Source organism: Ureibacillus sp. FSL K6-3587, assembly GCF_038593165.1.
GTDB classification, from domain to species: domain Bacteria; phylum Bacillota; class Bacilli; order Bacillales_A; family Planococcaceae; genus Ureibacillus; species Ureibacillus suwonensis.
Map to the genome: position 1 here is coordinate 230,275 of NZ_CP151969.1, position 19,723 is coordinate 249,997.

The 19,723-nt window shown below is 41.9% G+C and carries 17 protein-coding genes and 1 pseudogene; 3 read left to right on the plus strand and 15 right to left on the minus strand.

Translation table 11 applies throughout. The annotated features are described in order from the left end of the window. The first annotated feature begins 88 nt into the window (after positions 1–88). On the plus strand, positions 89–943 hold the full coding sequence (locus NSS77_RS01160; RefSeq protein WP_342470017.1) for a TetR/AcrR family transcriptional regulator: 855 nt from the start codon (positions 89–91) through the stop codon (positions 941–943). 175 nt (positions 944–1,118) lie between these two features. Here the strand turns inward: NSS77_RS01160 and ehuA are convergent, their stop codons facing one another. The 10 genes from ehuA to NSS77_RS01210 form a co-directional block, all read right to left on the minus strand. Then, on the minus strand, positions 1,119–1,937 hold the full coding sequence (ehuA, locus tag NSS77_RS01165; RefSeq protein WP_342470018.1) for an ectoine/hydroxyectoine ABC transporter ATP-binding protein EhuA: 819 nt from the start codon (positions 1,935–1,937) through the stop codon (positions 1,119–1,121). Beyond that, the gene (gene ehuD, locus NSS77_RS01170; RefSeq protein ID WP_342470019.1) at positions 1,930–2,679 is read right to left on the minus strand and encodes an ectoine/hydroxyectoine ABC transporter permease subunit EhuD; all 750 of its coding nucleotides are present in this window, start codon (positions 2,677–2,679) and stop codon (positions 1,930–1,932) included. The genes ehuA and ehuD overlap by 8 nt, the downstream gene beginning before the upstream one ends. Continuing rightward, on the minus strand, positions 2,679–3,347 hold the full coding sequence (locus NSS77_RS01175) for an amino acid ABC transporter permease (protein WP_342470020.1): 669 nt from the start codon (positions 3,345–3,347) through the stop codon (positions 2,679–2,681). The genes ehuD and NSS77_RS01175 overlap by 1 nt, the downstream gene beginning before the upstream one ends. A gap of 83 nt (positions 3,348–3,430) precedes the next feature. Beyond that, positions 3,431–4,324, minus strand: coding sequence for an ectoine/hydroxyectoine ABC transporter substrate-binding protein EhuB (gene ehuB, locus NSS77_RS01180; protein WP_342470021.1), 894 nt, complete (start codon positions 4,322–4,324; stop codon positions 3,431–3,433). Between the two features lie 23 nt (positions 4,325–4,347). Further along, positions 4,348–5,793, minus strand: coding sequence for an aldehyde dehydrogenase family protein (locus NSS77_RS01185; RefSeq protein ID WP_342470022.1), 1,446 nt, complete (start codon positions 5,791–5,793; stop codon positions 4,348–4,350). Between the two features lie 16 nt (positions 5,794–5,809). After that, positions 5,810–6,850 (minus strand): homoserine dehydrogenase, encoded by a 1,041-nt coding sequence (locus tag NSS77_RS01190; protein ID WP_342470023.1) that lies wholly within the window; start codon positions 6,848–6,850, stop codon positions 5,810–5,812. Positions 6,851–6,870: 20 nt separating this feature from the next. Beyond that, on the minus strand, positions 6,871–8,109 hold the full coding sequence (locus NSS77_RS01195; RefSeq protein ID WP_342470024.1) for an amidohydrolase: 1,239 nt from the start codon (positions 8,107–8,109) through the stop codon (positions 6,871–6,873). A 13-nt stretch (positions 8,110–8,122) separates the two neighbouring features. Continuing rightward, entirely contained in the window at positions 8,123–9,331 is a 1,209-nt protein-coding gene (locus tag NSS77_RS01200; RefSeq protein ID WP_342470025.1) for a cystathionine gamma-synthase family protein, read from the minus strand. Between the two features lie 20 nt (positions 9,332–9,351). After that, on the minus strand, positions 9,352–10,329 hold the full coding sequence (locus NSS77_RS01205) for a cyclodeaminase (RefSeq protein WP_342470026.1): 978 nt from the start codon (positions 10,327–10,329) through the stop codon (positions 9,352–9,354). Positions 10,330–10,341: 12 nt separating this feature from the next. Continuing rightward, the gene (locus NSS77_RS01210; protein WP_342470027.1) at positions 10,342–11,529 is read right to left on the minus strand and encodes a M24 family metallopeptidase; all 1,188 of its coding nucleotides are present in this window, start codon (positions 11,527–11,529) and stop codon (positions 10,342–10,344) included. Between the two features lie 234 nt (positions 11,530–11,763). On the opposite strand from NSS77_RS01210, the gene eutB reads away from it, so the two are divergent. Both eutB and NSS77_RS01220 read left to right on the plus strand, forming a co-directional pair. Beyond that, positions 11,764–12,771 carry a hydroxyectoine utilization dehydratase EutB gene (eutB, locus tag NSS77_RS01215; RefSeq protein ID WP_342470028.1) on the plus strand — a complete coding sequence of 336 codons (1,008 nt, stop codon included), beginning with the start codon at positions 11,764–11,766 and terminating at the stop codon, positions 12,769–12,771. 31 nt (positions 12,772–12,802) lie between these two features. Then, positions 12,803–14,425 (plus strand): PucR family transcriptional regulator ligand-binding domain-containing protein, encoded by a 1,623-nt coding sequence (locus NSS77_RS01220; protein ID WP_342470029.1) that lies wholly within the window; start codon positions 12,803–12,805, stop codon positions 14,423–14,425. Here NSS77_RS01220 and NSS77_RS01225 read toward each other — a convergent pair. The 5 genes and pseudogenes from NSS77_RS01225 to pdhA form a co-directional block, all read right to left on the minus strand. Continuing rightward, a pseudogene (locus tag NSS77_RS01225) lies at positions 14,405–14,623 on the minus strand (hypothetical protein); the annotation flags it as partial. The gene NSS77_RS01220 and the pseudogene NSS77_RS01225 sit on opposite strands and share 21 nt — an antisense overlap. Before the next feature lie 205 nt (positions 14,624–14,828). Continuing rightward, positions 14,829–16,241 (minus strand): dihydrolipoyl dehydrogenase, encoded by a 1,413-nt coding sequence (lpdA, locus tag NSS77_RS01230; protein ID WP_342470030.1) that lies wholly within the window; start codon positions 16,239–16,241, stop codon positions 14,829–14,831. Between the two features lie 3 nt (positions 16,242–16,244). Next, a complete protein-coding gene (locus NSS77_RS01235) occupies positions 16,245–17,543 on the minus strand; it encodes a dihydrolipoamide acetyltransferase family protein (RefSeq protein WP_342470031.1) in 1,299 nt (432 codons plus the stop codon). 20 nt (positions 17,544–17,563) lie between these two features. Next, positions 17,564–18,541 carry an alpha-ketoacid dehydrogenase subunit beta gene (locus tag NSS77_RS01240; protein WP_342470032.1) on the minus strand — a complete coding sequence of 326 codons (978 nt, stop codon included), beginning with the start codon at positions 18,539–18,541 and terminating at the stop codon, positions 17,564–17,566. Positions 18,542–18,544: 3 nt separating this feature from the next. Next, positions 18,545–19,648 carry a pyruvate dehydrogenase (acetyl-transferring) E1 component subunit alpha gene (pdhA, locus tag NSS77_RS01245; protein WP_342470033.1) on the minus strand — a complete coding sequence of 368 codons (1,104 nt, stop codon included), beginning with the start codon at positions 19,646–19,648 and terminating at the stop codon, positions 18,545–18,547. Positions 19,649–19,723: the final 75 nt, after the last annotated feature.

The following is a 19,723-nucleotide window of genomic DNA, read 5'->3' on the forward strand; positions in this document are numbered from 1 at the left end:
TGACTAATCGGTCACATTTTAATATAATAATTGACTAAGCAGTCACTGTCAATGTAATTGATTTACTTAGATACCCGGAGGAGATTTTGTGTCAAAAAAATTGATGATCATGGAAAAAGCAATAGAACTTTTTTCGAAAAACGGAGTAGAATCCACTTCCATACAAGATATAACCAATGCATGCGGAATTTCCAAAGGCGCCTTTTATCTCAGCTTCAAATCGAAAGATGATTTGCTCGTGGAAATTACCGATTACTTTATAAAAAAATTTATCGCCGTACAAAACGAAATTTTGGATGACAGCATCCCGGTCAATGAGAAATTGCCGAAGTTCTTTTACTACAATTTCAGATTATTGGAAGAACATTATTCCTTTATTTCCATGTGCATGCGGGAAAATTTCCAGCCGATGAACAATGAAGTCATCCAGAAAATAAAAGAATTTAATACGGTTCATAATGAAGCTCTTCTCACGATTATACACCAAACTTATGGTGAAAAAGTTGAACATTTTAAGTATGATTTATTATTAGTTGTTCGTGGATTATTGATCAGTTATACGGAATTTATTACAACCCATCCACGAAAATATAATTTTGAACAGCTTGCAAATAGCCTGGCTGAAAAAGTGAATATTATCGCCGAACATAGCACCCTTCATTTCGTTACAGAAAAGCTGTGGAATACAAAAAGCGCTTCCTCTTTCGTCGAAATGGTTTCAAAAGAACATATTTTATATTTGCTTCGACAATTGGAAGGCCAATATAAGAAAACGCCTTTAATCGATGAATCGATCCATCTTTTGATGGAAGAATTGATGAAAGAAAAACCGAGATTGGCCATTTTATCCGGATTAGCTTCCAATTTGCAAAAAAATGAAGATTTTTCAATGGTTGTGTTCCTCGTAAGACAATACGTTTCGGATCTGCAATCGGTTTCATAAAAAAGTGATAAAAAAAGGAACATTTTATAAAAGCCGGGTTAATTCAATATTTGATACACACAAAAAAAAGAGAATTGGTATTCACCAAAATTCTCTTTTTTCCTTATCTGGAGAGGGCTTCTATCCCAGCTGCTCCATTTTTTTATCAAATTCATACTATTTCGCCCTTTGTCACCTATGCTTTTCTAAATCGTTTCAAGAATGATTGAACACGTTCATTTTTCGAATCCACCAATACCTCATATGCCGTTCCTTGTTCAACAATAACCCCTTGATCAAGGAAAAGGACTCTATCGGCAATGTCCAGGGCAAATTCCATTTCATGCGTTACCAAAACCATCGCCATATCATCATTTTGGGCAATATCCCGAATCACTTCCAGCACTTCCCCTACTAATTCCGGGTCCAGGGCGGAAGTCACTTCGTCAAAAAGCATGATTTTCGGCCGCATCACCAAAGCCCGGGCCATCGCGACACGCTGTTTCTGTCCGCCGGAAAGTTGGGATGGATAAAAATTCAATTTATCCCCTAATCCCACTCTTTCCAACATTTTTATCGAACGTTCCCTCACTTCATCTTTGTTTTCCTTCTTTACATGGATTGGTGCCGCCATACAATTCTCCAAAATTGTCATATGGGGGAAAAGGTTGAAATGCTGAAATACCATGCCGATATCTCCGCGCACTTCTCTTAAATGTTTTTCATTCGCCTTTACCAGTTGCCCTTTTTTCTCCATCTTCCATAAATTTTTTCCGTTTACAACAATATCGCCGGAACTGGGTTCTTCCAAAGTCATCAACATTCGGATAATCGTTGTTTTTCCGGAACCGCTTGGGCCAATGATCGCAATTTTCTCTCCCGGATGAATTTCCAGATCGATCCCTTTTAACACATGATGATCTCCAAAGGATTTTGTTACATTACGATATTTCACAATTGGTTCGGCCGAAATGGGTACATTTTTTTCTATATTTTTTGTCAATGCATTAGGCAATACGATCACTCTCCTTCAGATTCATGTTGGGGAGGCCATTCTTTTTTGTCTTTTCCAAAAGTGCATTTTTATCGAATTTGGTATTCATTTTCACTTCCAATTTTTTAATCAGTATAGAAGATGGGTAACTCAAAAGTAAGAAAATGATACCCGCAATTGTCAATGGCTCTAAATAAGCGAAGTTCAAAGCGCCATATGAATTCGCCATCGCCAATATTCCGGTAACACCAATGATTGACGCTAATGGCACCTCTTTGAACATAATGATAAAGTAGTTCCCCAGCATTGGAATGGTTGGCGGAATTGCCTGGGGTAAAATGATCTTTCTCCACTTATCAATAGTGGAAAAATTCAAAGCGGTCGACGCTTCCCATTGACCTTTATCCACACTCTCAATACCTGAACGGTAGATTTCTCCAATATACGTACTATAATGGATACCAATGGCCAGAATTGCGCATGTAAAAGGTTCCAATGTTATACCGATAACCGGTACCACGGGCAATGCATAATAAACAAAATATAATTGAACCAGAGGTGGCGTTGAACGAATAAATTCCATCACCCAAACAGCGATTGTCACAACCGGTTTATTCGGAAACCGTCTGAAGAGGATCCATACAAAACCGAAAAGAAGGGCAAATCCAAAACAGGCAAATGTCAAACCGATCGTTGCGCCCAATCCTTGTAAGACTATTGGCAAAGCATCAAAGAATGTATCCCATCTGAAATTGCCATTCATCAACCGGCCACCCCTTTCTTCGCGATCGTTTCTCCTTTTTTAGTCAACCAAATCAAAGGCAATGCCAAAATGAAGTATATAAATAACACTACTACGTAGATTAATGGAGCTTGAGATAGATTCGTATTTCTCATAATATCGCCGTAATATAAAATATCCCTCATGCCAATCAATGAGACGAGCGATGTCGCTTTCATCATTTGGATTGTGTAGTTGCCGAACTCCGGAAGCATCATCCGTACTGCTTGGGGTAATATGATGAACCTCATCCGTTGATAACGGGACATATTCAAAGCGATAGCCGCTTCCGTTTGCCCTTTATCCACTGCCAAAATGGATCCGCGTACCACTTCTGATAAATAAGCGCCATAATTCAGAGCGATTGCAATGACTCCGGTCCACCAGTTTGAACCCAATTGAATACCAAAAAGCATCGGGATGGCATAATAGAGCCAAAATAATTGTACGATGAGTGAAGTTCCACGAAATACTTCGACATAGACTCCTGTCACCTTGTTTAATATGACATTGTTCGAAACTCTTGATAACCCTGCAGCAAAAGCGACAATATATGAGATGATTGCCGAACCAAGCAATACAGAAATTGTGATACCCAGTCCTCTCAACAGTTGTGGGGTAATTTCGAATATGGCACTAATAATGATCATCCCCTTCTTCCAAGGTTGTAAATAGAAAATCCGAAATAGGGACAAGACTTTTCGGAATTAAAGCTTGTCCCTAATAAGTTTACCTAGTTTTGACCTGCACATATTTGTTCAGTTGTTATTTCACCCGCTTTGACAATATTGTTCACAGAACTGAATCCATACTCTTCCAAAATTTTGCCGATTGTACCATCTTCTATTAATTGTTTTAATTTTTCGTTATAAGCGTCCCGAATTTCTTTGTCTTTTAAGTTGAATGCGGCTGCACCGTAACTTGGTACTCCTTCCACATCCGGTTGTTCAAAGGAATCAACAAACTCCAATTTATCCGTTGCCGCAGACTGAAGGGCCATTTTCAGCGTCATTTCAGTAGCTGTTGTCACATCCGCACGACCTGCTTGAATGGCGGAAAATGTTGCTGGAATATCCGGAGCAGTAATGATTTGATTTGGGTTTACCCCCTCTTTTTGTAAAAATTCAATTTCCGTTGTCCCTTCCATCACAACGACTTTTATATCAGGATTTGCAGCAATATCTTTATAACTGTGGATGTTATATGGGTTGCCTTTTGCTACAACGATACCTTCACCGTACTTGATTTCAGGTTCGCTGAACAATACGCGTTCACAACGGTCCGGTTTAATGGCCATTCCCGCAGTAATTACGTCAAACTGTCCTGCTTGCACCCCAGGGATCAATTGGCTAAAATCTGATAATTGTGCTTCCAAATTTTCAATTCCCAATTCTTTAAATACCGCTTTGGCAATATCTACGTTTGCCCCTTTGATTTCACCGTTTTCTTCATATGCATAAGGAACTTCATTCGCAAAGCCGATTCTCACCTTTCCGGATTCTATTAATTGATCCAGCTTGCCTGTATCCGATGTGCCATTCGCTTCATTTTTTTCATTTTCCGAACCACTGCATGCCGACAAAATTACCATGAATACTGCGATTAATGTGATCAATAATTTTTTCATACGCAACCCTCCAAATTTATTGATTAGAAATTTGATCCTATTTTGAAACATACAACTTTTTGTTCTGTCATTTCCTGAATGGCAAAAGCCACACCTTCTCTGCCGATTCCTGATTGTTTCATTCCGCCAAAAGGCATGGAATCAATTCTGAAGTCGCTGCTATCGTTGACCATAATGCCCCCAAACTCCATCTCTTTTATCGCGCGGAATGCGAAATCAAGATTTTTTGTAAAGATACCTGCCTGCAGACCATACATGACATTGTTCGATTTTTGGATCGCTTCATTCAGATCCCTTATACTGTCCAAAATGACAACCGGACCAAAGATTTCCTCTTTTGCTATTTTGCTTTCCGGATGAACATTTGTAAGGATGGTCGGTTCATAATAAGCGCCATTTCTTCTGCCGCCACAAAGAAGTTTTGCACCTTCCCGCAAAGATTGCTGGACAAGTTTTTCTATTCGGATCGCTTCTTTTTCAGTGATTAACGGGCCCATATCGGTCATTTCGTTAAGCTTATCACCGACACGCATTTGTTTGGTCCGATCAACCAGCAATCTTTCAACAGTTGAATAGATTTCTTCCTCAATATAAACCCGCTGGACACCTAAACAGTTTTGTCCGGCTGCCCAAAAAGCGCCTGATACAATCGATTCGACCGCATCTGGGATATCCGCATCCCGGAGGACAATGCAAGGTGAATTTGAACCCAGTTCCATACTTAACTTTTTTATCCCGGCTTTTGATGAAATGCTCTTTCCCGCTTCATATCCGCCGGTAAACGAAATCATCCGCACTGCTGGATGTGTCACCAGTTCATCGCCAATGTCACTTGAATGACCCGTTATGACCGTTAAAACTTTTTTGGGCAATCCCGCTTCATGAAATGCTTCAGCTAATAACAACGCACTTAATGGGGTGAGTGTCGAAGGTTTCACAATGATTGAATTCCCGGCAGCAATAGCTGGACCTATTTTGTGCGCAACCAGATTCAGAGGATCGTTAAATGGAGTGATTGCAACAATTAACCCGATTGGGAAACGCTGATAGTATCCAACCCGATTTTCATTTCCTGCCAACTGATCAAAGAGAATCGTTTCTCCATGAAGTCTTCTTGCTTCTTCCGCACTGATGCGGATCGTCTGGATGCATCGAAGGACTTCTTTTTTCGCTTCACGAATTGTTTTACTGCCTTCAGTGGCAATCGTTTTAGCAAAAAGGGATTGTCGATCTTCAATCCAATTTGCCACTTTATTTAATATGGAGATCCTTTCATAAGTCGGCATATTTCTTGCGATTTCTGCGCCTTTGATCCCTTCTTTTATCGCAAAGATCGCATCTTCCCTGCTCGCGGCCGGCACTTGGGCGATAATCTCGCCATTTTGGGGATTTTCCACATCAATCGTTTTGTCCCGGAAAACCCATTCACCAGCCAAATACATTTTCCTTTTTAACATCGTTTGTTCCATTCACTCACTCCTCTCGTTAAAGTTGCTTTCGATGGATATTAATCAAATCGATCAATATCGCAAAACCCGTTTCGGTTTTGCCTGCCCCTGCCCCGATTAATGTAACGGGACCGGATAAATCGCAATGGTACGTTATGGCATTTGTGGCATCAGAAATATTTGCCAAAGGATGGTCTAATGGAATCATTTCAGGTTTAACGGAAGCAACCACACTGCCGTTTTCCTTTTTCAGCTTTGCAATCAATTTCCACTTTCGGTTGCTTTGCCGCGCCAGTTCAATGTCTTCGTTTGTCAAATGGGAGATTCCCATTCTTTCAACTTCGTGAACTTTTAACGGATAATTCATCACCACATTTGCTAAAATGACAATTTTGTATAGAGCGTCATACCCTTCCACATCACTCGTCGGATCGGCTTCCGCATAACCCAATTTCTGGGCTTCGCTCAACGCCTCGTCATAAGAAAGTCCATCTTCCATGCGAGTCAACATATAGTTGGTCGTACCATTTAATATCCCTTGAATTTCATATATGTCATTTCCCGCCAGTGAAGTGACGGGCATACGCAAAGATGGTGTCCCGCTCATTACGGAACCTTCAAAGCCCCAACGGACGTTCCTTTTCTCCGCCATTTCTTTTAATTGGGCGTATGCCAGTGCAACCGGCCCTTTATTGCTCATGATGACATTTTTTCCATATTCAAAGGCGCATTGACAATGATCGATAGCCGGTTGACCTGTTTTCACATCCGTAAAGGTGACTTCGACAATTGTGTCCGCATTTGTTTGCTTGATCGTTTCAAAACTGTTCAATCCCCGGATCAGCCCTTCTTGTTCGGGATAATCATCAAGCTTTCCGGTTTCCTTCACAACCGCCAGTAAATCCTCTATTGACAGTCCATCGGGATGATAAACAGAACCTTTCATCACGTCACTTACCGCCACTATGGCCGCATCGAGCCCAAACTGCTCTTCCAGTACTTGCTTTTTATTTTTCAAAATTTCCGCAAACCCTTGTCCTACAACACCAAAACCTAATAATGCGATACGATGTTTCATGCATTGATCCCCTCCTTTCCCTATATAACGGCTTTCTCCTCATTTGCATATTGTTGAGGAAGTTGTGCATTTCCAAGTAAATATTTAAGTATCGCTTGAGTTAAAATCGCTGTGCCGATTGGTAAACATCTTTCATCAATATCAAAAATCGGTGTATGGAGATCCCGCTTGATTCCATCAGGATAGGCACATCCCAGGAAAAACATGGCCCCAGGGACTTTGTACGTCATATGGGAAAAATCTTCGCCACCCAATCCAAAAGGAATTTCCTTTATTTCCATGCCCGGATACAATTCGGAAACCACTTCTTTCAACACTTTGTTGACCTCAGCATTATTAAATAAAGCCGGTTCTCCATGGGTAATATTCAATTCGAACCGTCCCCCAAATGCTTCAACTATCGAAAAAGCATTTTTCAACCTTGTTTCCAACTCTTTTCGGACTGATGGCGTATAACTGCGAAGGGTGCCCTGCAAATATACTTCGCTCGGAATAACATTACTTGCCGATCCGGCTTTTATCTCTCCCACACTGATCACCGCTGCATCAAGGGGAGATATATTTCTTGCAACAATTCCATGGATGGCTTGGAGCACCGGACCCAGCATCCAAATTGGGTCCGTTCCTAAATGGGGGTATGCTCCATGTCCTCCGGTTCCAAAGAGTTTCCCTTGAAATACATCCACATTGGCCATGCTGTATCCATCGTGTATCAACACGGTTCCCACTTCATGTTCCGGATCCATATGAAGGGCCATAATGCAATCCACATCATCAAGGGCGCCTGCTTCTATCAAATAAGGGGATCCTGTCTTTCCGTATTCATCTGTATTTTCTTCAGCTGGTTGGAAGATGAATTTTACTGTGCCTTGAATGTCAGTTTCTTTCCAAATTTGACCTATGATGGTCGCTACCGCCAAACCGATTGAAGTGTGGGCGTCATGGCCACAAGCATGCATGACGCCTACATTTTTTGAAGGGAAGGAATGGGAAGTTGCTTCGACAATGGGAAGGGCATCCATATCTGCGCGAATGGCAACGGTTGGGCCATCCCCTCTGGAAAGGGTGCCGATGACAGCCGTTTCAACCCCGACTCCCTTGACCACTTTCATACCATCGATGTTCGACAACTTTTCATAGACAAACTGTGAAGTCTCATATTCTTTAAAGCTGAGTTCCGGATTTCGATGAATATGTCTTCTCCATTCAATGATTTCATCCGTCAATTGTTGAACCCTGGAAAGGATATTGTGTTCCATCCGTTTCACCTTCTTATTTTCCGACTGACAACATGTGCTCTTTTAAAATGGCGAAAGCATTTTCCAAATCGTTAATTAAATCTTCCGTGTCTTCAATACCCGCCGAAATTCGTACAAGCCCATCCGGAATGCCGACTGCGGCGCGTTCTTCCGGAGTACATTCAATATGGCTTGTCGTTCTTGCAGGACCGTAAGTTGTTTCAACAGCTCCCAGATTGGCTGCACGGTTGGCGTATTTTAATGCAGGAAGTAAAATTTTTACCGCATCCATGCCGCCTTTTAATGAGAAGCTGAGCATTCCGCCGAAACCTCTCATCTGCTTCTTCGCAATATCATGATTCACATGAGTTTCCAGTCCTGGATAGAAGACTTCCTCGACAAGTTCCTGAGTTTGTAGGTAACGTGCGATTGCAAAGGCATTTTTCTCTTGCTGTTCCATACGCAGTTTCAATGTTTTCATACCGCGCAATAATAAGTAAGCTGACCAAGGATCCAATGTGGCACCATTAATTTCACGGTAATGATAAATTGGTTCAATTAATTCCTTCGATCCGCAAACGACACCACCAAGTGCATCCGCATGACCGCCCAAGAATTTCGTTGCACTATGAAGGACAAGATCTGCGCCGAGTTCAAGCGGTTTTTGATTAATTGGTGTGGCAAATGTGTTATCCACCACAACAAGCGCACCGACTTCTTTTCCTTTTTTCGCTATTCTTTCAATATCCGTAATTTTTACAGTCGGATTTGTTGGCGATTCCAAATAAACGATTTTACAGCCCTTTTCAATTTCTCTTTCCATTTCTTCATGATTGCCGGTTTCGCATAATACGATTTCAATGTTCATTTGCGGCAAAAATTCAGTAAAAATTTTATTTGTACCGCCATACGTATCTTTGATTGAAACAATCCGATCACCTGGTCTCAAGAATGTATAAAATATGTTGCTAATGGCAGCCATTCCTGTTGAAAAACTTGTGGCAGCTTCTGCCCCTTCCATGATTCTCACTTTTTCTTCAAAGGCTTGTACTGTCGGGTTCGTATTTCTTCCGTAGATATGTCCCGGTTTTTTTCCAGTCGCAACATCATACCATTCGTCCATGTCATCATAGTTGTAAGCGACACTTACCACGACCGGAACTTGTGTGGCTCCATGCACTAATACGTCTTTTTCTCCTGACCATACAGCTTGTGTACCCATGTTCACTTTTTTGTTACTCATAAAATACCCCTCCAATGTTTTTATCTAATAAAAGATTTTTTGCCTGTTACCAGCTGTTCATAGGCAAAGCGCGCGATGACTGTATCTTGCACCCCAGTGCCTGTCAAATCGCAGACGGTTATTTGCCCATGATCGGTTCTTCCTGTTTTTGTACCTGTGATGATTTCTCCCAGTTCTATAATGTTTGCCTCTTCATCTATGATTCTCTTATCTTTTGCGTGATGCAGCTCACCTAATCGGAAACATTGAGATTTGACATCACAAGCGATCAAATCCGCCTTACTAAAAATGTTTTCATCCAGTTCCTGCTTATGCTCGGCATCAGATCCCATCGCCGTAATATGAAGACCCGGATGCAGCCATTCGGCTTTAATCAATGGTGAAGTGGCAGGAGTTGTTGTGATTACAATTTCACTCATTTTGACCACTTCTTCCGGGCTTTTGGCGACAATGACCTTTTTCCCTAATTTCGCTTCCATTTCAACAGCATAGTTTTTTGCGGCTTCATCTTTGCGACCATAAACATAGATCGTCTCAAATTGCCTTATTAGTGAAAGTGCTTCAATCTGGTACCTGGCTTGGGTTCCGGTACCTATGACACCGACACTTTCAACGTCCGGTTTCGCCAAATACTTTGCAGCAATGGCACCGGCCGCCGCTGTTCTTACATCGGTCAAATAGCCATTATCAAGCAAGATGGATTGGGCAAGCCCTGTTTTCGTGCTGAACAGGAGCATCATGCCGCTCAGGCTCGGAAGGCCGATCGACGGATTGTTGAAAAAACCTGAAGATATTTTGATTGCAAACGTATCCAAACCTTTTATATAAGCTGTTTTTACATCAACTTCTCCATTGTTTTCCGGAATATCGACCCGCATAATCGGTGGCAGGGTGACCATTCCATTTGCCAATGCCGCAAAACCTTCCTCCACAATTTCAATTGCTTTTAAATTCAATCCGACCAATTGCCGAATCTCTTCTTCTTGGAATATTTTCATAGCATTCACCACTTAATAAACATTTGTAGCATTCTTTACAAATAATTTTCTTGGGAAGTTTGCAAATACTTCGATTCCATTCTCCGTCACTCTGAACGATTCACTCAGTTCAACCCCATAATCATCCAGCCATATTCCCGGAATGCAATGGAAAGTCATATTCGGCTCGAGTACGGTTTTATCTCCCGGCCGCAAGCTTGCAGTGTGTTCACCCCAATCAGGAGGATAATTTAATCCCATTGAGTAACCGATACGGGATTCTTTTTCAAATCCGCTTTTTGCAATCGTTTTTCTCCAGACTTTCTCGACTTCTTCACAAGTGACACCCGGTTTAATGAAATCCAGTGTCGCATTCAATCCTTCGATCACAACGTCCGCCAAATATTTGACCTTTGGATCGGGTTCTCCGATAAATACGGTCCGTGATAATGGAGAATGGTATCGATTATAACAACCTGCCAATTCCAAAATGACCGGTATTCCGGATTTGTATTTTTCATCTGTCCAAGTCAAATGGGGAGTTGATGTCTTTTTGCCGGATGGAAGTAATGGCATAATCGCCGGGTAATCCCCGCCAAACTCTTCCGTTCCGCTGATTTGGGCATGCATGATTTGCGCCACTACATCACATTCGCGAACGCCTTCTTCAATCGCATCAATGCCGGTTTGCATCGCCTTTTCCACAATCTTTGCGGCCTTCCTCATATATTCAATTTCTTTATCCGATTTGATAATGCGCACATAATTCACTAATGAAGTCGCATCCACAAAAGTGGCCAGTGGGAGTCCAAGTTTTAATTGCGTATAACACTTTGCTGTAAAATAGTAAGTATCCATTTCAATACCAATCGTTGCATTCGACTTTCCAATTTCTTTTAATATGTTGCAAACGAAATCCATTGGATGCCTTTCAGTGGATTGAACATAATGGTCCCGGTAAGGAATGATGTGGTTTTCATTCAACCAGGTCGTAACTTTGGCACCATTTGCATCTTGGCCTCTTCCAATCCAGAATGGCTCTTCATCATCCAGAAGTACAATTAAACATTGATGCACATAAAACGACCATCCGTCATAACCGGTTAAATAATTCATATTGGCCGGATCGGTCACCACCAGCACTTCTATCCCTTTTTCCTGCATCCTTTCTTTTGTTTTTCTTAACCGCGTTTGATACTCTGATATGTCAAATATCGCCATTCTACAAAACTCCCTTCCATATCCTCATTGCGATGAATGATTTGTTAATTGAATGGTAAATTATCTGACATTTCAGAACAATGCGTCAACTTGTATGAAATTTTTAGACAATTTATACTATTGAGATTTTTGATATTTTTTTATACATTTTTTTCAAAACCGAATAGAAATACGTAAGATTCCATTACACAATATGTTAGAATACTTAACATAGGGGAAGGGGCAGTCGAATTTATGGCAAAATTATTAAATGTACGAATCAATGAAAGTAAGGAAATTACATTGCAAAATGTTTGGCAGGCTAAAAAAAATTTAGCTTCCCATATTAACAAAACACCTTTAATCTTTTCACCCAAACTTTCAAATTTAACGAACTCTGAAGTCTATTTAAAATATGAGCATTTGCATGAAAGTCGCTCATTTAAAATGCGCGGTGCTTTTAATGCCATTTCCAACTTGTCCCCCGCTCAGAAATCCCGGGGCGTGACGACATTTTCCACAGGAAACCACGGATTCGCTGTAGCACTGGCAGCCAAAAAATTAGGAATACGCGCAGTGATTTGTGTATCCAAACATGTTCCAAGGGCGAAAATTGAAAAAATCAAGAGTTTGGGCGCAGAGTTGGAAATTTACGGAGATGGACAGGATGATGCAGAGCAACGCTGTTATGAACTCGTTAAAGAAAAAGGGTTGACGGTTATCCCGCCCTTTGATCATCCGGAAGTAATTGCAGGCCAAGGAACCATCGCTCTTGAAATCCTTGAAGAATTGCCGGATGTCAATTGTGTCATTGGAGGTTTATCCGGGGGAGGGCTGCTTTCCGGTATTGGTTTGGTGATGAAAACCACGAATCCGGACATAAAAGTGATAGGTTTATCCATGGAAAAAGGAGCGGCAATGTTTGAAAGTTTAAAAAGAGGAAAACCGGTGACCGTTCGCGAGGAACCGACCCTGGCAGACAGCCTGTTGGGCGGCATTGGGGAAAAGAATCAATATACATTTAAAATGGTTCAACAATTTGTCGACCAATCCATCTTAGTGGAGGAAGAAGCGATCAAAAAAGGCATGGCTTATTTATACAAGGAACATAACATTGTCGTAGAAGGAGCGGCAGCCATCGGTATCGGGGCTATATTAAACAATGCGGTTTCACTTGAAGAAAACACAAAAAACGTCATTATCATTTCAGGATGCAACGTTGATTTGGATGCACACGCAAATGCCATAGAAGCATATTTATAACTTTCTATTCGAAACATCAAGGGGGAATCTTATGCAATTTACAATCAGAGATTTGTTGTCCATTCCACTTTTTTCAACCGCAAAACTATTATCTGCTAACAATATCATTTCTTCACAAGTAATCGAATCTGTTACCGTTATGGAAATTCCCGTTGAAGACTTCATCAAAAAGAACGAACTCGTTTTAACAACCGCCATTGGATGCGGGAACAATCCCGACTTATTTCTTACATATGTCAAAGATGTTCACTCCTCGAATGCTGCCGGAATGACGATAGCAGTCGGGGGGCATGTCCAATATATCCCGGAAGAAGTGATTGAATACTGCAAATCCGTAAATTTCCCTCTTATTGAACTACCGTGGGAAATGCGCTTTTCGGATATTCTCAAAGTCATTTTGGAACAGTTGAACAGTTGGGAACAACAATCCATTGATAAAGCGGATACTCTCCAAAGAGAGCTTTTAAAACTTTATTTGGATAACTATCCTCTCGAAGAAGTTTTAACATTTTTATCGAAAGAATTTCAGATGGAAGTGGAATTGAAATACAAGGAACAAATAGAAAATGACACAATACAACAAATCTCCGAGACATCGTACACCGATCAACCCGCCATCATCCGGTACGATAACGGAAAGTTTTTGCAAATCGTCCCTATCAGCCCTTTATTGGATCAATCTTCAAGCTTTCTTATTTTTAAATCAAGAAAATTAAATGCGAAACCCATTTCCGCTTTAATTTTAAATAATATCGTAACCATTTTGACGTTATGGATTCAAAAAGAAATGGCGTCAATGATTTCCAAAAATAAAGAAAAAAAAGAATATATTAAAACCCTTTTAAACGGAAGCTGGACAAAAAAAGAAGATTTCATTAACCAAGGGAAAAAATTCGGATTCGAAGTGGATCTTCCTTACATTTGTATTGTCGGTTCTCCGGAAAAATTGAAGGAATTTTATATTGTCCATAAAAAAGAGCACATACATGAAATGGAGAAAGATTTTAAAAGAACCTTCTCAGAAATTTTAGAGAATGTCAGCAAAAAATTAAATAAGCATCTCATTTACACATTCAAAAGGGACTTGACCATCATTTTCCTGGAATGCAAATCTTCAGAGGCAGACCGGGAAGTGAACCACTTTTTAGATATGATTGACAGTTATGTGAAAAAAAATCAACTGCCAACCATTTCATGGGGAATTGGGGAAAACCATACCGGAAACTTAATGTTTCATTTAGGTTATAAAAATGCCCGCACTGCCCTGGAGATCGGAAGAAATCATAAAGGGCCCGGAACTAGGAACACTTTTGCAAGTACAGGCATTTACCACCTATTGATTTCCTTATCCAATAATTCCATGTCCACCGAATTGATGCACTCAACGATAGGTGCAATTGCCGCTTACGATAAAAATAACGGATTGGATTTGATCAATACCCTTTCGACCTATATTTACCATCAGGGCAATGTCAGTCAAACCGCCAGGGCGCTATCTCTCCACCGTCAATCTTTATTATACCGTTTAAGAAAAATAGAAGCCTTGACGAATCGGTCTTTAAACGATCCTGATGATATCTTCTTACTCCAACTTTGTTTAAAATTGTGGTCTGTTCGTTTCGAAAATAACGACTCATATGCTGTTGCCGAATAACCGCCTGTACGAAAAGAGGCTGGGACAAAAGATAAAAAACACCATTTTCTCACGGGAGAAAAATGGTGTTTTTTTGATAATTGAAGAAAATTGATTTCCGTTCCGGGGACGCTTTCCGCGGGCCCGGCTCGAGCCTCCTCGGAGCTCAAACCTTCGCTCCTGCGGGGTCTCGAGACTCGGGCTGTTCCCGCAGGAGTCGCCCCGTCACTCCAATCATTTTTCTGTGGTATCAATTTTTTACAAAAAATTTTTTTGCAGCTCGTTCACTTTATTAGTTATGTCCCAGCCTCTTTTTAATTTTGCCACTATGGCAATAAAATTTATCCCCTCTATCCTTTCCCGATATCACCATTCCGTCATAACAAAAAAGGGCGCCTAAAAAGACGCCCTCTTTCATTACACATTATTTGGAAATGATATGGATTGGATTGCCTAGAAGGACTTCGGCAGTTTCCATTGTGATTTCGCCCAATGTTGGGTGTGGATGGATTGTAAGCGCGATATCTTCAGCAGTCATGCCGCCTTCGATGGCCAAGCAGATTTCTGAAATCATGTCGGATGCACCCGTACCAACGATTTGTCCGCCGATGATAAGGCCATCTTCTTTACGCGCAACAAGTTTCACAAATCCTTCTGTTTGATTTAATGCTAAAGCACGGCCGTTTGCAGCAAATGGGAATTTTGCCACTTTCACTTCGATGCCTTCCGCTTTTGCTTGTTCTTCTGAATATCCTACAGACGCCATTTCCGGATCTGTGAAGCAAACCGCAGGAATTGCCAAATAATCCACAACAGATTTGTGTCCGGCAATTGCTTCCGCAGCCACTTTACCTTCATAAGAAGCTTTGTGGGCAAGCTGTGGACCAGGCACGATATCACCGATCGCATAAATGTTAGGAATATTTGTGCGGCATTGTTTGTCCACTTTGATTAAGCCTCTTTCGCCAAACTCGATGCCGATTTGTTCAAGACCAAGTTCATCTGTATTCGGTCTGCGTCCTACTGTCACAAGCACGTAATCCGCTTCCACTTTTTTCTCTTCGCCGTTCACTTCATAAGTGACGATGACACCATTTTCTGTTTCTTCCACACCTTTGGCAAGAGCGTTTACTTCAATTGTCACGCCTTTTTTCTTCAGACCTTTTTTCACGATTTGAGTCATTTGTTTCTCGAATCCGGCTAAGATGTCGCTTGCCCCTTCAAGAATCGTTACTTCTGTGCCGAAGTTTGCATAAGCAGTACCTAATTCTGTACCGATGTAGCCACCGCCGATAACCACCAATTTTTTAGGCAGTTCTTTCAGATTCAATGCGCCAGTGGAGTTCAATACGCGATCAGAATATTTGAATGTTGGGATTTCCACAGGACGTGAACCTGTCGCAAGGATGGCATTTTTAAATTTGTATGTTTGAGCTTGATCACCGTTCACAACGCGAACCGTATTGGCATCAACGAAATACGCTTCACCTTTGATAACATCCACATTATTTCCTTTTAATAGGCCGGCCACCCCGCCAGTCAATTTTTTCACTACGCTGTCTTTGAATGCTTGCACTTTTGAAAAATCAAGTTTGACATCAGAAACGATAACACCCATATCTTCTGAATGTTTCGCCTGCTCATAGCGATGGGCAACTGAAATTAACGCTTTTGAAGGGATACATCCTACGTTTAAGCAAACGCCGCCCACTTCATTTTTTTCCACAACTGTCACTTTTTGTCCAGTTTGTGCCGCACGAATCGCTGCAACATATCCACCAGGACCCGCACCAACTACCAGTGTGTCGATTTCAATTGGAAAATCTCCTACTACCATCTGTTACGCCTCCATTAATAAAAGTTCTGGATCACTGATTAATCGTTTTAAGTAATTTAATGCATTTTGAGCCAATGCTCCATCGATCAATCGATGATCAAAGCTCAAAGATAATGCTAACATAGGTGCTGCTATAATTTCACCTTCTTTTATTATAGGCTTTTCTGAAATTCTTCCAAGCCCCAAAATTGCGATTTCCGGATGATTAATGACCGGCGTAAACCATTGGCCTCCAGCAGATCCTATATTCGTGATGGACATGGAGCCGCCCTTCATTTCATTCGGAGCCAGTTTGCCTTCGCGCGCTTTTGTTGCCAATTCATTAATTTCTGACGCCAGGGCAAAAATGGATTTTCTGTCGGCGTGTTTGATCACTGGTACAAGAAGCCCTCGTTCAGTATCCGCAGCGATTCCTATATTATAGTAATGTTTTTGGATAATTTCTTCCGTCGCATCGTCGAAGGAACGGTTGAATTCCGGAAATTCTTTCAGCACCGCCACCAACGCTTTGACCACGTAAGGCAGATACGTCAGCTTGATTCCTTTTTCCGCTGCAATGTCTTTGAATTTTTTGCGGTGTGCCACCAATTTTGAAACATCCACTTCGTCCATCAGTGTCACATGAGGAGCTGTTTGTTTGGAATGTACCATCGCTTTCGCAATGGCTTTGCGGATTCCTGAAATTTTTTCCCTAGTTTCCGGGAATTCGCCCTCCAATACCGGAACTTGCGGAGTTTTTGCCGGCACTTCTTCTTTTTCCCCATGAACTTCCGGAGCTTCCTGAACTTTTTGGCCGCCTTCGATAAATCGGATAACGTCTTCTTTCAAAATACGGCCGTTTTTGCCTGTTCCTTGGACTTGACGAATGTCGACTCCCTGCTCCCTTGCAAATTTGCGGACTGAAGGCATCGCAATGACGCGTGTAGCCACTTCTTCTTTAGCCGTTTGTGATGCTACTTGTTCTTTCGCATCTTCCACTTTTCCATCTTCCGCAGTTGCTTGCACCTGCTCTTTCGTCTCCTCTTCCGCATGCACGTCGCCTTTAAATTGCATATTTTCATATCCTGGTGCATCAAAACGGATGAGCACATCACCAACAACCGCGACAGTTCCTTCTTCCACTAAAATTTCTTCAACTTTTCCGTCCACCGGGGAAGGAATTTCCACAACCGCTTTATCATTTTGGATTTCACATAAAATGTCGTCCTCTTTCACTTCATCCCCAGGTTTTACAAACCATTTCACGATTTCACCTTCGTGAATTCCTTCGCCGATATCAGGCATACGAAATTCAAACGCCATACCATTCACCCTTTCTCCCACTAGAATGTCAATACTTTTTTCGCTGTTTCGATTATGTCTTTATAATTCGGCAACCAAACATTCTCCGCTTGCGGGAATGGATAAACCGTATCCGGAGCCGCCACCCGAAGCACCGGTGCTTCCAGACTTAACACAGCTCTCTCCATAATTTCCGCTACGACATTTGCCGCGATCCCCGCCTGTTTTTGCGCTTCTTGGACAACAATCGCCCGGTTCGTTTTTTCAACGGAAGCCACGATTGTTTCAACATCAAGCGGCTGCACTGTACGAAGGTCCACCACTTCCACGGAGTATCCTTCTTTCTCCAATTCTTCCGCCGCTTTCAAACTTTCATGCACCATGAGTCCATACGCAAAAATGGATAAATCTTTTCCTTCACGTTTTACGTCCGCTTTGCCGATCGGAATTGTATATTCTTCTTCCGGCACTTCTTGACGGAAGGAACGATATAATTTCAGATGTTCCAGGAAAATCACCGGATCATTATCGCGAATGGCGGAAATCAACAATCCTTTGGCATCGTAAGGAGTTGAAGGAATGACCACTTTTAATCCCGGTTGTTGCGCCATCAATCCTTCCAAACTATCAGAGTGCATTTCAGGAGTTTGCACACCGCCTCCAAATGGCGAACGAATGGTGATTGGCATATTAAATGTTCCGCCAGTACGGTAACGATAACGGGCCATTTGACCGCTGATGGAATCCATCACTTCATAGACGAAACCGAAGAACTGGATTTCCGGAACCGGACGGAATCCCTGCAAAGCAAGTCCGATCGCTAGCCCTCCAATTCCTGATTCAGCAAGAGGAGTATCAAATACCCGGTCCACGCCAAATTCTTTTTGCAAACCTTCCGTTGCCCGGAACACCCCGCCGTTGACGCCGACGTCTTCCCCGAACACCAACACATTTTCATCATTTCTCAATTCCGTTCTTAACGCATCCGTAATCGCCTGAATCATTGTCATTTGTGCCATAGGTTATTTCAACTCCTTTGCTTTATAAATCTCATATTGCTCTTTTAGATGGGATGGAAGTTCTTCATGCATGATGGAAATTAAATCCGTCACTTTTTGTTTAGGAGCTTCATCCGCTTTTTTGATCGCTACTTTTATGTCATTTTTCGCCTTTTCAATCACTTCTGTTTCTTTCTCTTCAGACCAGAGCCCTTTGCTTTCCAAATATTTGCGGAAGCGCACAATCGGGTCTTTTTTCGCCCATTCATCATCAATTTCGGCTGTGCGGTAGCGCGTTGGATCATCACCGGACATTGTATGAGGACCATAACGGTAGCAAACCGTTTCAATCAACGTTGGTCCTTCCCCAGCCACCGCGCGATTGCGGGCATCTTTCGTCGCCACATAAACCGCAAGCGGATCCATTCCATCCACTTGCACACAAGGGATACCTGCCGCGATTCCTTTTTGTGCAAGCGTTTTTGCTGCTGTCTGGATTTCCCGCGGAGTGGAGATGGCATATTGGTTGTTTTGAATAAAGAAGATCGCCGGCGCTTTGAAGGCGCCTGCAAAGTTGATGCCTTCATAGAAGTCGCCCTGTGATGATCCGCCATCGCCTGTATACGTCACCGCCACATTTTTTCCTCCGCGCTTCTTAATTCCCAACGCCACACCGGCTGTTTGGATATATTGGGCACCGATAATGATTTGAGGAGGTACAATATTCAACCCTTCCGGTATTTGGTTTCCGATAAAATGGCCGCGGCTGAACAAAAATGCTTTCCATAACGGCAAACCATGCCATACGATTTGTGGCACGTCCCTATAACCAGGCAAAATCCAGTCATCTTTTTCCAATGCGTAATGGGAAGCGATTTGGGAAGCTTCCTGTCCTGCAGTAGGTGCATAGAAACCGAGCCGTCCTTGTCTATTCAGGGAAATGGATCGCTGGTCTAAAATTCTTGTATAAACCATGCGAGTCATCAATTCTACTAAATCTCCATCTGATAATTTCGGATCATATTCTTCGTTCACGATTTCTCCGTTTTCATTCAGAATTTGAAACATTTCAAATTTACTTTCCACATCTTGTAATACGCCCTTTGGATCAAAAATTTTCTCACTCATAGAACACCTCTCCTTTAACTGTATTAGTTTTCACGACCCGAAAAACTGATACAACCTGCAATTAATTACAGTATA

What these genes read in the sequence shown, in the direction of transcription:
- ehuD (WP_342470019.1), bottom strand. Translation starts at nt 2,679, where the DNA reads ATGAATGGCAATTTCAGATGGGATACATTCTTTGATGCTTTGCCAATA.
- NSS77_RS01175 (WP_342470020.1), bottom strand. Translation starts at nt 3,347, where the DNA reads ATGATCATTATTAGTGCCATATTCGAAATTACCCCACAACTGTTGAGA.
- ehuB (WP_342470021.1), bottom strand. Translation starts at nt 4,324, where the DNA reads ATGAAAAAATTATTGATCACATTAATCGCAGTATTCATGGTAATTTTG.
- NSS77_RS01185 (WP_342470022.1), bottom strand. Translation starts at nt 5,793, where the DNA reads ATGGAACAAACGATGTTAAAAAGGAAAATGTATTTGGCTGGTGAATGG.
- NSS77_RS01190 (WP_342470023.1), bottom strand. Translation starts at nt 6,850, where the DNA reads ATGAAACATCGTATCGCATTATTAGGTTTTGGTGTTGTAGGACAAGGG.
- NSS77_RS01195 (WP_342470024.1), bottom strand. Translation starts at nt 8,109, where the DNA reads ATGGAACACAATATCCTTTCCAGGGTTCAACAATTGACGGATGAAATC.
- NSS77_RS01200 (WP_342470025.1), bottom strand. Translation starts at nt 9,331, where the DNA reads ATGAGTAACAAAAAAGTGAACATGGGTACACAAGCTGTATGGTCAGGA.
- NSS77_RS01205 (WP_342470026.1), bottom strand. Translation starts at nt 10,329, where the DNA reads ATGAAAATATTCCAAGAAGAAGAGATTCGGCAATTGGTCGGATTGAAT.
- NSS77_RS01210 (WP_342470027.1), bottom strand. Translation starts at nt 11,529, where the DNA reads ATGGCGATATTTGACATATCAGAGTATCAAACGCGGTTAAGAAAAACA.
- eutB (WP_342470028.1), top strand. Translation starts at nt 11,764, where the DNA reads ATGGCAAAATTATTAAATGTACGAATCAATGAAAGTAAGGAAATTACA.
- NSS77_RS01220 (WP_342470029.1), top strand. Translation starts at nt 12,803, where the DNA reads ATGCAATTTACAATCAGAGATTTGTTGTCCATTCCACTTTTTTCAACC.
- lpdA (WP_342470030.1), bottom strand. Translation starts at nt 16,241, where the DNA reads ATGGTAGTAGGAGATTTTCCAATTGAAATCGACACACTGGTAGTTGGT.
- NSS77_RS01235 (WP_342470031.1), bottom strand. Translation starts at nt 17,543, where the DNA reads ATGGCGTTTGAATTTCGTATGCCTGATATCGGCGAAGGAATTCACGAA.
- NSS77_RS01240 (WP_342470032.1), bottom strand. Translation starts at nt 18,541, where the DNA reads ATGGCACAAATGACAATGATTCAGGCGATTACGGATGCGTTAAGAACG.
- pdhA (WP_342470033.1), bottom strand. Translation starts at nt 19,648, where the DNA reads ATGAGTGAGAAAATTTTTGATCCAAAGGGCGTATTACAAGATGTGGAA.